Raw genomic sequence first — 15,785 nt, 5'->3', positions numbered from 1 at the left:
CTCTTATTATGAGAAGATTGATGGTGAGGTGTCTTGCATTGATGAAGAAATACCATATGATATTCCAGATACTTGGACATGGATGCGTTTAGAAAATTGCTGTGTTAAAGAAATTCGTCGAGGAAAATCTCCAAAATATGCAGAAATCAGCAATGTTATTGTATTTGCTCAGAAATGCAACACCAAATACAACGGCATAGATATTAGTTTGGCTCAATATCTTGACGAGACCACAATAAAACGTTATCCGACTGATGAACATATGCAAGATGGAGATATAGTAATTAACTCAACCGGAACAGGTACTCTTGGACGAGTCGGAATTTATAGAAATACCGATAATACTACAGGTCTCTTAATTGTTCCTGATTCCCATGTTACGGTAATTCGTAGCTTTAGTTGCATCAGCTCACATTACCTATATGCTTTCATGAAGGCACATCAAACCGAACTTGAAAAGAAAGGCGAAGGATCAACAAATCAAAAGGAATTAAAGCCACTTACATTAAAAGAAATGCTCATAGCAGTTCCTCCGTTATCTGAACAGAAACGCATTGATAAATCTATAAATGTTGCATTTAGCCACCTAGCTATAATCGAAAAGTGCCTCAATTGAGGCTCTTCTCAATATACTCTATTGCTGAAAAAGTTACTTTGAGCTTGTTGCAAATATTTTCTTGCTCTTTGGTTGGTGGAATAGGTATAACTAAGTTAAGAATATCTTCACGAGATATTCCCGGAATAAGTCCCTTGGCAGCTTGTTTGATTTTTGTCATTGAATATTCAATGCATAATGCCAGAAAATCAACATTAAGGCTATAGATATTGCGAATAGCCATAATTTGACGTGCAATGTGAGCTTCCCCAAAGTTATTATGTGCGATTTCCCCAATAGTTCCTTTGCAAGTCAGAAGTAAGTCTCCCCTCCGAGTAATAACTTGCGGAACGGGAGTCCAACGAATTAAGCTAATATGACCATTTTTAAAATTGCTTGCACCTGTAATATATGGAATTCCATCATTTTTATCGTTATATTCTGATGGAGACAAATCTCTTCCAGATATTAGTTCCCATGCAGTATTTAGACGAATAAAAGCCCAACCTTCTGGTAATTCAAATGGGATTTTTTCATCAATGCAATTTACGTTATTGCCCACCTTCTCATAATAAGAGGAGTGTAAACATCTTCGATATAATATTAGAGCGAATTTCTCGCAAAAATATTATATCGGAGGTGTCTTTTTATGGAGACAAAAATAACATTTGAAGAATACTTGAGAAAGGAAAACTTATCAGAAAATACGATAACATCGTATCTATGGACAGTGAATTATTTCAATGCGAATTACGATGTTGTTAGCAAAGAAAATCTGCTTGCCTACAAAGGGTATTTGATGGAATTCTTTAAGCCTAAAACGGTAAATCTACGTATACAAGCAATAAACAAATATTTGGAGTATTTAGAAGAACGGCAATTACAGTTGAAAGCTGTAAAGGTGCAGCAAAAAAACTTCTTAGAGAATGTTATCAGCAATGCAGATTATAATTTTCTTAAAAAACAGCTTAAAAAAGATGGTAATATGGAATGGTATTTTGTAGTTTGGTATTTAGCAGCTACTGGGGCAAGAGTAAGCGAGCTGATTCAAATTAAGATTGAGCATATAGAAATCGGATATTTTGACCTATACACAAAAGGTGGTAAACTACGACGATTATACATACCACAAAAGTTAAAAATAGAAACTCTTGAATGGCTGGAGGAATCGCACCGTTCCTCTGGTTATTTGTTTCTTAACAGATATGGAGATAGAATTACCACAAGAGGAATTTCTCAGCAACTTAAAAACTATGCCGAGAAATATGGACTTGACAAAAAGGTGGTTTACCCACATTCATTCCGCCACAGATATGCAAAGAATTTTCTCGAGAAGTACAATGATATTGCTTTGCTTGCCGACCTTATGGGACACGAAAGTATTGAAACTACACGCATATATCTTCGTAGAACTGCCAGCGAACAGCAGGAACTTGTAGATAAAATTGTAACTTGGTAAAAATTAAGCCGTCCTCGGATGAGGGCGGCTGTATGTTAAGCAAGCGCTTCTGAAATTTTATTCAACTGCATAAAGCAAAAGTCTATTGTTTCTACAATACGTTTTTGTTCTGACAATGGCGGTAATGAAAAAATAGCTTTTTTCCCATCTGTTGTTCCTAAACGAGGCATTTTTACACCATAAGAGCAATGGTTAGCGTATGTAATAAATGTACCCGACATTAAATAATATCGAGCATATTCAGGAAGAACACAATTTTTAAATTCTAAAGGAAGAATTTCAGAAGTGCAGTATCCGTCAGCATCTGATAAAACCACCTTATTGAGATATGGGCGCAGTTTACTATACAATACTTGTCCCGAATGAAATTTGTGCTTTGTACTAACTGAATTTCGTTGATCCTTTGTCACTTTCTTTAAGACCGTGCCGGTATCTTTTTCTATATCTTCAAGGTCAAGAATCCATGCGTCTTCTGCTATATCTTCAGTATTAACATTAATACAATCCCCATAATCACACAACTCCCCCAAACAACATATTTTCCATGTTTCAGGAAGGTCATCAAATCTCCAATCCTCTAAAGATTCTTCAACTCTACCAGTCCTCAGATAATAAGAGTTATCATCACCTCGGAAGATAACAGATTCCTTCTTATCACGCTTGATTTTGCCTTGTTTAATCAGTTCTTCTTTTTCTGTACGTATACGCTCAAGGAGAACAGAAGCCGGCTCATCATTTGGATCTTGTGGGACAAGTTTACCACGGATTGCAAGATCGAGGATTTTAGATTTTGTATTACTTATACTTGTACTAAGTATTTCTTTATTTTGTGAAATACTATCAATCAAATTTACAGCAGACTTCAAGGTATTACTAATTCTAAGTTGTTCGTTATATGGTGGTACAGGTATCCATAAAGTTTTTAATATTGCAGCTTTGATACCAGCTACAGTACTTCCAGTTTTATTAACACATAACTGTTGCTGAAAAAAATCACTCAATATAAACATTAACATAACATAATTTATCAATTCATTCTTTGAACCATATTGTTGAAACGTAATTAATCTTTGCCCTGCACTAAACTTTTCTATATCAGCTAAAGCTGCATTGCCCAAAGGAGCTTCCGTTGTAAATAAAATATCACCTTTTTTTGAAATGCCACGTTGCTGCCGTTCTTTAAACTCTTCTTCTGATATATAATCATCAATTGTATAATCAATATATCCAGATTTGACATTTTTAGCAGTAACCAAAGGTATTCCATTTGTTGTTTTAGTTGGTGTTGCACCCCGATAATCAATAAAATTATATATATCGTTCAACCTGCACCAAGCCCACCCTTCCGGCACTTCAAACGGTATCTCATCCTCAATACATTTCACAGTCCCATCCTGAAACTTCTCATAATGCAAATTATCCTCACCTTTAAAGATAATTGTATCATTCTTAATATCCTTCTTTTTAAGCTTACCTTCTTTGAGCATCTGCTGTTTCTGCTCTCTGATGCGTTCCAATAATACCTCTGCCGGTTCATCATTCGGATCCTGTGGAGCAAGCTTGCCGCGTATAGCAAGGTCAAGTATTTTTTGTCTTAATGCTTTTGTATTCATTACTCCTCCACTTCTCCAATCAACTTTTCTAATTCCGAAACCGCGTTGGCAATATTCTGAGATTTTTCTTTAATCTGATCCAGCAATTCTGTAAGTGTATAATTATCTGTATCAGATTCTGTCTTCATCCATGTAATATCCAGACTTGTCTTATCTCGTGCAAGGATATCCTGAATTGAGAACTTACGCCATCTTCCATTTGGATTTTCCTCACTATATGTTTCTTTTCGCTTGCTCAGGTCTCCATCTGCATAACATGCTATGAAATCATCAAAGTGCTCTGGCTTTAAAGGGTTTGTTTTTCCAAATGATGGCATATCATTTCTGAGATCATAAATCCAGACTTCTTTTGTATTTCCCTTATCTGTCTTTCCACGAGTAAAGAAAAGTACATTTGTCTTAACACCTTGTGCATAAAATATTCCGGTAGGCAGACGCAAAATCGTATGTAGATTACATTTGTCTAATAAATCCAATCTTATTTTCTCGCCATCACCATCTGCAAATAACACATTATCCGGCAATACAACGGCAGCTCTTGCTTTTCCGTTGTTTTTCAGACTTCGATAAATATGTTGTAAAAAGTTCAGCTGCTTGTTGCTGGTAGGATAGGTAAAATCATCACGTGTTGCACGCTCTCCTCCCTTCTTAGTACCAAAAGGCGGATTAGTCAAAACAAGATCATAATCATGCATTGATTTTCCAATATTTGAAAGTGTATCACCTAGTGTAATAGGTGCTTCTATATCATGGAGCATAGCATTCATTAATGCCAAACGGTGTGTATCATGAACAAGCTCACAGCCTGTAAACGCTTCTTCTTTCTCAAATCTTGCTAAATCTGCATCTTCAATATCGAAAAAATTGTCTGTATGATCGGCAACATATTGATGAGCAGCAATCATAAATCCAAATGTTCCACAGGCAGGATCATTACATCTCTCACCCACTTGCGGCTTCATGAGTTTTGTCATCACATCAATCAGAACACGTGGAGTAAAATACTGCCCTGCCCCTGATTTCTTTTCGTTAGCATTTTTCTCAAGCAATCCTTCATACAGATTTCCAAGGCCTTCTTCTCTTGCGGAATACCAATCAAGGCTATCTATTGTAGCTATAATTTTTTCAAGATTCTTAGGCTCATCAATATTTGTTGCTGCCCCCTGATATATTTCACGAATTCTGCCCGTACTATTATCCCCAAGTTCTGATAACAGCTCTTTGTAAAACTTTTTCAATTCTACTCCGCTTTTGGCCTTTAATTCATCCCAACGATATTTCTCTGGAATCTGTTCCTCCGTTCCGGTTTCCTTCGCCATTTTCAAAAACAAAATATATGTTAATTCTGTAACATACTGATGATATGTGATACCATCATCCCTCAGTACGTTACATAAATTCCATAATTTCGATACAATTTCTTGTGTTGTCATGCAACATTTCCTCCGTCATCATATAAATATTCATTTAATTCTAGCACGATATTTTCCAGATTATTCTGAAATACTTTGTTTATCTTATTAAATCCTCCATAACTTGCAAATCTGCTATCTTCATCAAATACTTTGATATTCATTACGGATTCTCCAAGCAGATATTTTTCAATGCGGGATATCCAGCTCTGCTCTTGCTTTGAAAAATTATGTTTTTTTCTAAGCTTCTCAACCGCTCTGTGAATACGTGCTTCATGACTAATCAGTGTTGAACCGATTGCATAACGTCGAATCAAGCTTATAATGTCTGCCATTATCTCTTCATTAGTCAATTCATAAATTGCAGTATTCAACTGCTGCGTCGTAAAGCCCTCTCTATCAAGTGTCAATCTCAGATCTTTCAAATCTTTTCTTGTCAAATCCTTTGGGCTAGTACAAATAATATTCAATGCAGCAATTTCATTTCGATTACTCTGAATATAGTGTGAAAATGCATTTAGGTAATCCTCTGGTTTTTCCGCCTTTCCATATCCACGTGAATGTTCTGTCAACTCATCCTCCGCATCAGAAACTACAACAGGACGAGAACCATTTGCTTTTGTCTCTTGCAACATTTTGAACACATCACGATATTTAAGTAAACGCTTCTTTGCTTCCTGCACATCTGCCTTTTCAATTTCCATAATAAACTGCGATGGATCTTTTCCATCAGTCATGCTGATGAAATAATTCATTACTTTAGGTGACATGTTTCTTTTCTTTCTCTGTAGTTTAGCAATTATCTGATTAATCTGCTGTTCTACCTGTCTGTCATCATTGATTTCAGACAGTCCATCTAACAGTTGGGTAAAACTTGTTGTTGGATTCACCACTACTGGCTTCATAGTATTCACATCGTTCAAAGAATCATATACACCCACCGGATCATATATTTCAAAATGTGTCTTATGAATTTTCGGACATAACCTGGTAGCCCGTCCCAACATCTGTTCAAATAAAATACGTGATTTCACCCGGCGCATAAACACTAATGTTGTAATTTCAGGCACATCAATTCCCGTAGTCAACAGGTCAACTGTCACTGCAATACTTGGATAATTTTCATTTTTGAAGCGTTTGATAGCCTCTTGTACCTTCTTAGGATTTCCACCGCCAACACTGCCGGTTATCTTCATAATAGCCTCATTAGAAACTCCGTATTCTGAATAAATATCTCTCAAAATTGACACAATCGTATCTGCATGCTGGTCATCAACTGCATATATTAAAGTTTTGCCCTGTTCTTCTGGATTTTCAGGATCAATATCACGGGAAATCTCACTCAAAACTGCCTTATTAAAATTCTCCGTAATAACCTGACGATTGAACTGTTCGATATCAAAATTCAGTTCATCATCCAGCAACTCACTGTTTGTAATTTCGCCGGTCACAGGGTCATAAATCATAACTGTATCACCTGATTTATAATGTATTCCACCTGTGCTTAGTTTTGTTTCCAGATGATGAGGAGCATCATGGTCTACCAAATATCCCTCAATGACAGCTTCCCGGTATGTGTATTTAAACACAGGCTGCCCAAAAATTTCTGTTGTCTGAAGTGCAGGTGTTGCTGTAAGTGCAATCTTCACCGCATCGAAATATTCAATTACGCTTCGATATTTGCTTTGATAATCTCTCTGGTCACGATACAAAATTTCCGTATCACCCATTTCCTTGTCAAGAATATATCCACGGTGTGCTTCGTCAATGATAACCAAATCATAGTCTGTAACAGCAGGCATACTTTCTCCGTCATTATATAAAATACGCTTAACCATACTCTGCACAGTAGCAACCTGAATTCTGGTTTCCTTATCGATATTTTTATCTTCAAGCCCCTTTATATTGTATATCTCATTAAGCGTCATTAAATCTTCCAATTTTACTTCTTTAAATACGTCTACAGCTTGTTCTCCGAGAGAAGTACGATCAACTAGAAACAAAATACGCTTGAAGCGGTTCGTCTTTAAAAAACGATAAATCATTCCTAATACAGTACGTGTTTTTCCTGTTCCTGTGGCCATAGCCAAAAGAATATTCCTTTTCCCCTCAATAACCGACTGTTCTGCCGCTTTAATGGCATTCAACTGATACTCACGCAAATTCAGTCCATTAGAATCTGTAAGAAAATCATATGGTAATACTTTTAATGCTAAATTACCCTCTTGAGGATTTTTTTCCAATAACTCTAACATTCCCATAGGACTAATCCAACCATGAAGGGCTGTCGGATTATTTGCTGGATTTCTCAAATCTAAAAACCATATGCCTGACTTTGTCTCAAGCTGTTTTAAGTATGGTCTCCCATTGGTCGCAAAAGTAAATGGGACTTTATATTCCCCCCATTTTCCAATCTGATACTCTGAATCTTCCTTACGAATATTACGTGGGTATTCTTTCCCCTGGTAATCAATAACAGATGGAATATCCTTATGTATTGCTTTTGCCTCAATAACGCCTATCAACTTAGTGTCAACAAATAACGCATAGTCTACACGTCCACTCTTTCCTACTGTAGAGCTTGTTGGCCATTCCGCAATAGCCATATTATGTCCTTTTGCTGGACGAGTTCCTTTAGAGTAACGCAGATTTTCTGTATCTGCCTCCCATCCCACTTGGCGCAGTTGCTCGTCAATAATATATCTAGTTTCAGCTTCTGACTTAGGTCGCTGACTCGCCATTTTATCAGCCCGCTTCTGTCGTTCTGATTTAGAAATAGTTTTAGCTGTACTCGCCTTTTGTTCTGCCTGTTTTTTTAGTTCTTCTGCCTGTTCCTCTTCTGCAGCTTTCTCCTCCTGTGTAACCAACACTTTCTTATTTTCGAATTTAGGCATAACAAAATCATGATGCTGATAATTCCAATCTCCATAAGTCTGCATAAACCACTCACAAAGACTATGTGCCATTTCAAGCAAAATTTTACATTCTGAAACAGAATCATAATTCTCATGCACGGCCTTGTTTCTGTTTTTTCTAAGTGCATGTAAAATATCAGTTAAATCTCTAGTTAACAATCCTTCTCTTTGAAGAGTATCTATCCGCGCAACTGCTGTATTATCATATGGCAATTGAATTCTGTCGTAAGTAAACATTAAATTAACAATACTCTCCCCTATCATTCCCAATTTCATAAGACATGAATTAGGATCAGAAAAGCAATACTTTTCAGCCTGACAACCAAATGTTGATAAAACAGGAAACTCTGATTGCAAAAAATCAAAGTTTGATTTCATAAGAGTCACCTCCCAATTACATATACGCATTCATAGAATAATCAATAGTATCATCTATCTGGCAATACAATATTCTCCCTACATCATAATACCAACCCAACTTCTCATAATATAATATTATATCATGTATACCTATATTTTTCCAATGTTAACCTGAGTTTGCCAAGCGGTGCCATTCACTATATCGTGTCAACTTATCGTTACCTCTTTTCCCTTTTTAAGCGCCGTCATAAAAAAACCATGCATTTGCTTAATTACAAATGCATGGTTTTTCATCTGAAACATCTGATACCAGTGCCATTTTTAATTGTACCTAAAAACGATAATATGCTTATCTATTATCCTTTTCATACATATCCCTTCCAAGGTATGTACCTATTATATTCACCACCTGCAGCTCTCCCACATGCTTCTTAGGATTGATTATCAACAGCCTGCCTATAGTCTCCCTGCTGCGGTTCTTAATTGACATGAAATATGCTGTCCAGATTCTGTTAGCTCCAAAGAATAATCTGAGTCTCTCATCAAGTCCCCCATACATTTCCGAATCCACCATAAAGACACCCTGTTCATTAGAATAGCCGTCAAGGCATTTCCTTACATCCGGCTGTAGGAACATCCTGCTTGTAATGCTTAAGGATGTGGCAATGTCGCTCTTCCATTCATATATCTTTCCACTGTCACCGCTGTATTCAAACAGCAATATATTTGTTGCAGCATAGTATGCTCCAATGGCTTCAAGGACACGCTCACAACTCTTATTGAAATCATTGCTGTATGCCATTTCATTGACACACACATTCAACAGATCCTCATTGTCCAGTCTCTCCGCCATGGCTCTGGTGGTGGAATCCACATCTGTTATATTGATGGCAAGCTCAAGTCTGCTCCTGTGTCCGTTCCAGTCCCCAACACTGTCCTTAAGTACATAGGCGCAGCCATCATTGTCATTTACATGGTTCCATATATAGGTCTTCTTATTATCAAGTATATTGTTGGTACAGAAGGGACACGGCTCGGACCGTCCCTGAAGAACCTCATAACATTTCCTGCCTACATAGGACTCGTCATCTGGTTGCATCCCCAGATTTTTCTTACATGCATTGTTGATGTAATACAAGTCATAATTATTCAAATCAGAAATATATGATATGGCATTATAATTGTCTAAAAGCATATATTCCGTATCTGTAAAGACTGCCTTTGTCTCATCAGAAAGGTTCTCTTCCGCAATCCCCGTATCCTCATAAAAGCTATACCTGTTCTTCCCTGCCCTCTTGGAACTGTACAGCGCCTTATCAGCCCGCCTATACATCTCATAGTAGTCGATATCCTCGTCATCAGACTTCATATATATTCCGATAGAGGCAGTATGCTTTATATCGCAAGGCATATCCGAAATATCCTTACCCAGATTGCCTGCGATCTCCTCAATCTGCTCTTTTTTTGATATTCCCGGGATAAATACCGAAAACTCATCTCCCCCAAGCCTTCCGGCATATCCGCCGTATCTTTCTGAGATCTGCTTCAGCTTCAGTGCAACATCCGCAAGAACCCTGTCACCCTCATAATGTCCAAGAGCGTCATTTATAAGCTTGAAATCATCTATATCCATGACAAATAATGCCATGCTTCCATAGAATTTCCTGCCAAGCTCCGCAATAACCTTATTTTCAAAGGTCTGATGATTGTAAATATTGGTAAGGGAATCCAACTCTGCCTTTTTCTTAAGCTCCGCTGCCCGGAGCTTCTCCTCATGAATGGAATACATCTTACCCACAAGCTTACCTATGGTACCATCATCCGAGGCTATGCTTACCAACATCATCCTGTACCATCTGTACTCCTCTGTGAAGAATCTGAATCTGAAATCTACAGTTTTTGTATCCCTGTTCTTTGAAAGATAATCCTTCATATAGCCAATCTTTCCATAGTCGTCCGGATGGATATATTCATTGTCCTTAAGACCGGTGAAGAAGCCCTCGGTGGAATCCACCTCCACCAGTTCTCCATCGTCAATCTTCTTAAGGTGCATGATATCATCTCCGAAGGAATAATCAACTATGTATTCATTACTGCCCTCAACGATCATCTTAATAAGCTCATTGTAAGCATTCTTCTCAAGTTCCCTTTTTTTCTTCTCACCAAGCTCATAAAAAACTATGCATACATTTATCACTCCTGATCTTATGGACAGCACAGATATACATGCCTGGACAAAGAATTCCTTGCCTCCTTTAAAATTCAGGAACTTATGCTCACCTATGGTAGTTGTATTGCTTGCTATAGTCTGTCTTATCTGGTGCATGAGACTTTTTCTGTAACCGGGAGCTGTAAACTCCAGCACATCACTATTATGAGCATTCACTTCCCTGACATTAACACCAAACATCTTATAAAAGCTATGGCTCAGATACTTTGCTGTAAGCTTATCCTTGCCAACCTCAAACACCCCTACACCTCCTGCAAAATTATCTATAAGTGAAGTAATAAGACTGTTCTTATCCGAAAGCTCATGATTCAGCTCTGTATTCTGTCCCGCCAGCATCTCAACATATTCCTGAAGCTGTCTGCCGGCTGTAACGTCTGTGATCATTATGTCGGCAACAACGCCGCTTCCATCCTCACATTTCCTTACTTTTCCATAACAGAATACATATATACTCTCACCGGACTTTTTCACAAGACCATGGGACAGATACGCTTCACCCCCGGCAGCGATCACAGCCCCTATTCTTTTGGCATATTCATCCAGATCCTCCGGAACTATAATGTCCCAGAGGGTCAGTTCTCTTTCTCTGATATCTTCCTGGGTATATCCAAGAATATTGCAGAAATTGTCATCTGCATACAGTATCCTTCCGTCCTCGGCATCAACACAATATTTTGAATATACAACCTCTTCTATTTCAAAGTTTTTCTTCACACGCACACCTTCTATCGATCATCGTTTACTTTACGCATCCAATAAGTTCGTTAATATCCTCTATACCATTCTTCTCCATATACTCTTTTATTCCGTCAATGATCTCTACTGTCACATACGGATTATTGAAATTAGCTGTTCCAACGGCAACTGCTGAAGCCCCTGCCATTATCATCTCAAGAGCATCCTCGGTGGTGGCAACTCCCCCCATGCCTATGATCGGTATATTAACTGCATTTGCAACCTGATATACCATCCTTACAGCTATCGGATGTATGGCAGGTCCTGACACACCAGCGGTTTTATTTGCCACTGCAAATGTCCTTCTGTTTACATCTATCTTCATTCCTGTAAGGGTATTGATAAGAGAGACCGCATCACTTCCGGCTGCTTCTGCTGCCTTAGCCATCTCTGTTATATCTGTAACATTAGGACTGAGCTTCATGATGACCGGCTGCTTCGCCACAGCCTTAACCTTCTCTGTTATGCTGTATAAAGCCTTGGGATCCTGGCCAAATGCTATTCCGCCTTCCTTTACATTAGGGCATGACACATTTATCTCAAGAAGATCCACGTCCACATCTGCCAGTCTTCTTACGCACTCCACATAATCATCCTCTGACTTGCCGCAGACATTTACAATGATCTTTGTATCATATTTCTTAAGAAACGGAATGTCTCTGTTGACAAAAACATCAATTCCCGGATTCTGAAGTCCGATGGCATTCATCATACCCCCATAGGTCTCAGCGATCCTAGGTGTGGGATTTCCCGGCCAGGGGATTATGGCAACCCCCTTTGTGGTAACTGCCCCAAGTCTATTTAAGTCCACAAATTCTGAGTATTCCATGCCTGAGCCAAATGTTCCTGAGGCAACGGTTATGGGATTCTTTAATTCTACACCTGCTATATTTACACTCATGTTCATTACAGTTCCACCTCTTCCGCATAGAATACAGGACCATCCTTGCAGATTCTCCTGTTATGTACCATTGAATGATCGTCCACATCCTTTGTCTTGCATACGCAGGCAAGGCACGCGCCTATACCACATGCCATTCTTTCCTCCATGGATATCTCACAGGTTATTCCCTGCTCCATAGCGTAGGCCTTTATTCCCCTTAACATAGGTGTAGGACCACACGCATATATTATATCTCCTTTAACACCATATTCCTTTATGGCATCAATGACATTTCCCTTTACGCCATGCTTACCATCCTCTGATGAAACGTAGCATGTACCATACTGTTCAAACTCATCCTTAAGAAAAAGCTCATCCCTGTAGCCTAATACTATGGATTTCTCACAGTCAAGTTCCTTGGCAAGCTCTAACATAGGAGGTATTCCTATTCCGCCACCTATAAGTATCGCCTTCTTCTTTTCCTGCATGAAACCATTTCCAAGGGGGCCAAGTATATCAACATATTCTCCTGCCGCAAGCTGTGAAAATTCCTTTGTTCCCGCTCCCACAACTCTGTACACAAGTCTAAGTGTTCCCTTTTCCTTATCTATATCGCAGAGACTTATAGGTCTTGGAAGAAGCTTGCTGCCATCAGATGAATATACGGATACAAACTGTCCTGCCACTGCCTGCTCCGCAATAGGCTCTGCCTTTAAAACAAGGCTGTATATACCTGTTCCTATACACTCCTGTCTCACAACCTGAGCCTTTATTTTTAATTTACCCATAGGGTCCTCCTACCTCACATATGAATATTTCAGTGTGTTTTTTCTGTTATTTTATTATCTTCCCAGTGCTCCGTTGATATCTTCGATCATGTCAACAACAGCCTGTCTTGAAGCGTCTGCATAAGCCTCAGGCCCAAATGAAGCATATTTATCCTGCTTGTATGCAGCGATTATTCCTCTTGAAGAATTAACGATGGCACCTAACCCATCCTCATTGAAGTAATGTACAAGATCCTTTGCCTTTCCGCCCTGTGCACCATAACCAGGTACAAGGATATATGACTTAGGCATAATATCTCTTAAAACCCTGCCCATCTCAGGATATGTTGCACCAACCACGGCACCAACCGCTGAGTAACCTGACTTTCCTATAACCTCTGAGCCCCATGTATCAACCATCCTGCCTACAAGCTCATAGAGAGGCTTGCCGTCAACAATCTTATCCTGAAACTCACCTGATGAAGGATTTGATGTCTTAACAAGAACGAATATACCCTTATTCTCTTCCTTACATACATCTACAAACGGCTTAACTCCGTCAGTTCCAAGATATGGATTTACTGTAACAAAGTCCTCGTCGAAACCTGCATATGTATTGTAGCCCACCTGTACCTTGCCCAGATGACCTACTGCGTAAGCTGTAGATGTAGATCCAATGTCTCCTCTCTTGATATCACCGATAACCACAAGTCCCTTTTCCTTGCAGTAATCCACAGTCTTCTTAAATGCAATAAGTCCCGGTATGCCAAACTGCTCATACATAGCAATCTGCGGCTTAACAGCCGGAATAATATCATATGTTGCGTCTACTATGCCTTTATTGAACTGCCAGATAGCATCTGCGGCACCTTCAAGAGTCTCACCGTACTCTCTGTAAGCCTCTGTCTTAATATGCTCAGGCACATAGGCAAGCATAGGATCAAGTCCCACAACTATAGGTGCATTTGTTTTTTTGATATTCTCCACTAATCTGTCAATCATCTTATTTTCTCCTTATAGAATATATTAATTTATTGATATACCCGCTCATTTACTCATTACAGCAATAGCTTCCAAGAACCTTGAATTCTTCTGTCTCGTTAATAAGCTGGAATATGAGTGCCTTGATATCTTTCCTTCTGAAATTAGCATTAAGCTCCGCATATATCCTGTAATTCCAGTCTGTGTTGGTATATGGTACTGAATGTATCTCTGTAAGGTTCACACCGTAATCCGCTATCATGGAAAGCACACTTCCAAGGCTTCCGCTGTGGTTCTTACATACAAACATGATCTTGATCCTGTTGTGTTCCTCCTCTGCTGCCAGGTGTTCTGAAAATGTCACAAGCTTCTTCTTGTGTCCGTCTTCATTTATCACCTTACAGCGGCATATATACAGACCATTCCCTGTCAGTATATCATGAAGTGCATCACTAACTCCATATCCTATGTCTTCTATAACACCCATTCCACAGTCAGCGGATCCGTTATTTATAAGCTCTGCCACCCCTTCAAATGTATCTGCCACAACCACAGAAGCTCTTAAATCCTCATCACACAGGTGAACCTCCCTGTCAAGCATGGCAGGTGTCTTAAGCTCCGGTTCATGCTCCTCATACTGTACCGGAAAGCAGTCCCTAAGCTCCAGTGTCCTTCCGTACTGGTACTTCCTGCTCACCTCCATGATACGCTTTATAAGAGCTGTATACTCACGCTTTATATTGTCATCCACATCCGCAGTCAGAGTGTTTATTATAACCTCTTCCCTGTCCGGCTTATAGATAACATCTCCAGTCTCAGCCTTTACCCTGGCGACATTGTCTGCCAGCTCCATTCTCTCCTTAAACAGTCTCTTGATCTCCCCGTCAACCCTGTCTATGTTCCTTCTTACTTCCTCTAATGTCATAAAACTACCATTCCTTATACATATATCAGAACTCCGGTTACCCCACATAATACTATGCACACCGCAGCCAAAATAGTCTTTTTGTTACTTGCCAGTGCAGTAAGCACAGCAGCCGTTACCGCCCCTGCCGAATCTATAAGCACATCCGATATACAGCCATGTCTTCCCTCAACAAAATACTGATGGACTTCGTCGCTTCCCGCATAGATAACCGCAATTATCATGCCAACCATATATGCTTTCCACGACACTCCCGCACACTTCTTAAGTGGGAAAAATATCAACAGAAACAATATGGCATACTCCGTCATATGTGCACATTTTCTTATAATAAATTCCATCCTGTCAAAAGCCACGGCATAATGTTCACCGTAATTAAATATATGATCAAGCAGGTCTATTACAGGTCTGGTGATCCGCTCACTTAAGGAGCCTGACTCACCTCCTGTCTGGGCTGACATGTAAAATATAAATATCATCCAGATCACTGCCGGAAGAAACATAATCCATCTTACCACAGGTGTTGCTTTATGCATTTTATTATTTTTTCCATCTTCGTTAAATGCCATGTTCATAACCTTTTTCTGTGTACACCTAATCTATATTAACACATACAGCACAGTTAATTAATTATATCACACTTCATCCGACATATACAAACAAAAGCCGCGTATTTTGTGTATATTTGTAGAAACAAATGCCGGTTATATACAATGTACAATTTTTATAGATAAATATGTACATTGTGTCAATCCGGGATTTTTGATAGAATCAGCTTGGTACTCTGTATTAATGAGGGACAGATGTCCAAGTAGAGCAGCAACCATTAAAAATTGTCTACGACAAGGGTTGCTGCAGCGTAACGATGTCACGGACATCATTACAATAATAAAAAGTGTCAAATGACACA

Annotated in this window: 12 protein-coding genes; 2 read left to right on the top strand and 10 right to left on the bottom strand. The window is 39.0% G+C overall.

Features of this window, described 5'->3' with window-relative positions; all coding sequences use genetic code 11:
- The coding region (locus DXB54_RS08395) for a restriction endonuclease subunit S (RefSeq protein WP_199708746.1) at nt 1-616 on the top strand (616 nt) is incomplete at its 5' end.
- Here DXB54_RS08395 and DXB54_RS08390 read toward each other — a convergent pair.
- Nucleotides 609-1,157: a restriction endonuclease subunit S gene (locus DXB54_RS08390; RefSeq protein WP_158578213.1), complete on the bottom strand. Its 549-nt coding sequence runs from the start codon at nt 1,155-1,157 to the stop codon at nt 609-611. The genes DXB54_RS08395 and DXB54_RS08390 overlap by 8 nt on opposite strands.
- A gap of 87 nt (nt 1,158-1,244) precedes the next feature.
- Here DXB54_RS08390 and DXB54_RS08385 point away from each other — a divergent pair, with 87 nt between their 5' ends.
- Nucleotides 1,245-2,054 (top strand): tyrosine-type recombinase/integrase, encoded by an 810-nt coding sequence (locus DXB54_RS08385; protein WP_118694881.1) that lies wholly within the window; start codon nt 1,245-1,247, stop codon nt 2,052-2,054.
- Nucleotides 2,055-2,089: 35 nt separating this feature from the next.
- On the opposite strand, the gene DXB54_RS08380 is transcribed toward DXB54_RS08385, so the two are convergent.
- From DXB54_RS08380 to DXB54_RS08340, 9 genes are all read right to left on the bottom strand, one after another.
- Nucleotides 2,090-3,667 (bottom strand): restriction endonuclease subunit S, encoded by a 1,578-nt coding sequence (locus tag DXB54_RS08380; protein ID WP_118694880.1) that lies wholly within the window; start codon nt 3,665-3,667, stop codon nt 2,090-2,092.
- Nucleotides 3,667-5,100 (bottom strand): class I SAM-dependent DNA methyltransferase, encoded by a 1,434-nt coding sequence (locus DXB54_RS08375; RefSeq protein ID WP_118694879.1) that lies wholly within the window; start codon nt 5,098-5,100, stop codon nt 3,667-3,669. The genes DXB54_RS08380 and DXB54_RS08375 overlap by 1 nt, the downstream gene beginning before the upstream one ends.
- Entirely contained in the window at nt 5,097-8,372 is a 3,276-nt protein-coding gene (hsdR, locus tag DXB54_RS08370) for a type I restriction-modification system endonuclease (protein ID WP_118694878.1), read from the bottom strand. The genes DXB54_RS08375 and hsdR overlap by 4 nt, the downstream gene beginning before the upstream one ends.
- Before the next feature lie 331 nt (nt 8,373-8,703).
- Nucleotides 8,704-11,298, bottom strand: a complete 2,595-nt coding sequence (locus tag DXB54_RS08365; RefSeq protein ID WP_147361021.1) for a sensor domain-containing diguanylate cyclase — start codon at nt 11,296-11,298, stop codon at nt 8,704-8,706.
- A 25-nt stretch (nt 11,299-11,323) separates the two neighbouring features.
- Nucleotides 11,324-12,226 (bottom strand): dihydroorotate dehydrogenase, encoded by a 903-nt coding sequence (locus DXB54_RS08360; protein WP_118694876.1) that lies wholly within the window; start codon nt 12,224-12,226, stop codon nt 11,324-11,326.
- Nucleotides 12,226-12,990: a dihydroorotate dehydrogenase electron transfer subunit gene (locus DXB54_RS08355; RefSeq protein WP_118694875.1), complete on the bottom strand. Its 765-nt coding sequence runs from the start codon at nt 12,988-12,990 to the stop codon at nt 12,226-12,228. Before DXB54_RS08355 ends, DXB54_RS08360 begins: the two co-directional genes overlap by 1 nt.
- 54 nt (nt 12,991-13,044) lie before the next feature.
- Nucleotides 13,045-13,971 (bottom strand): orotidine-5'-phosphate decarboxylase, encoded by a 927-nt coding sequence (pyrF, locus tag DXB54_RS08350; protein WP_021939331.1) that lies wholly within the window; start codon nt 13,969-13,971, stop codon nt 13,045-13,047.
- A gap of 49 nt (nt 13,972-14,020) precedes the next feature.
- Nucleotides 14,021-14,875: a chorismate mutase gene (locus DXB54_RS08345; protein ID WP_118694874.1), complete on the bottom strand. Its 855-nt coding sequence runs from the start codon at nt 14,873-14,875 to the stop codon at nt 14,021-14,023.
- Nucleotides 14,876-14,889: 14 nt separating this feature from the next.
- A complete protein-coding gene (locus tag DXB54_RS08340; RefSeq protein WP_158578212.1) occupies nt 14,890-15,444 on the bottom strand; it encodes a VanZ family protein in 555 nt (184 codons plus the stop codon).
- Nucleotides 15,445-15,785: the final 341 nt, after the last annotated feature.

This window comes from Coprococcus sp. OM04-5BH, from assembly GCF_003482105.1.
Lineage (GTDB): Bacteria > Bacillota > Clostridia > Lachnospirales > Lachnospiraceae > Coprococcus.
Note: the sequence above shows the minus strand (reverse complement) of the source record. Positions and strands in the feature narration are given on the sequence as shown.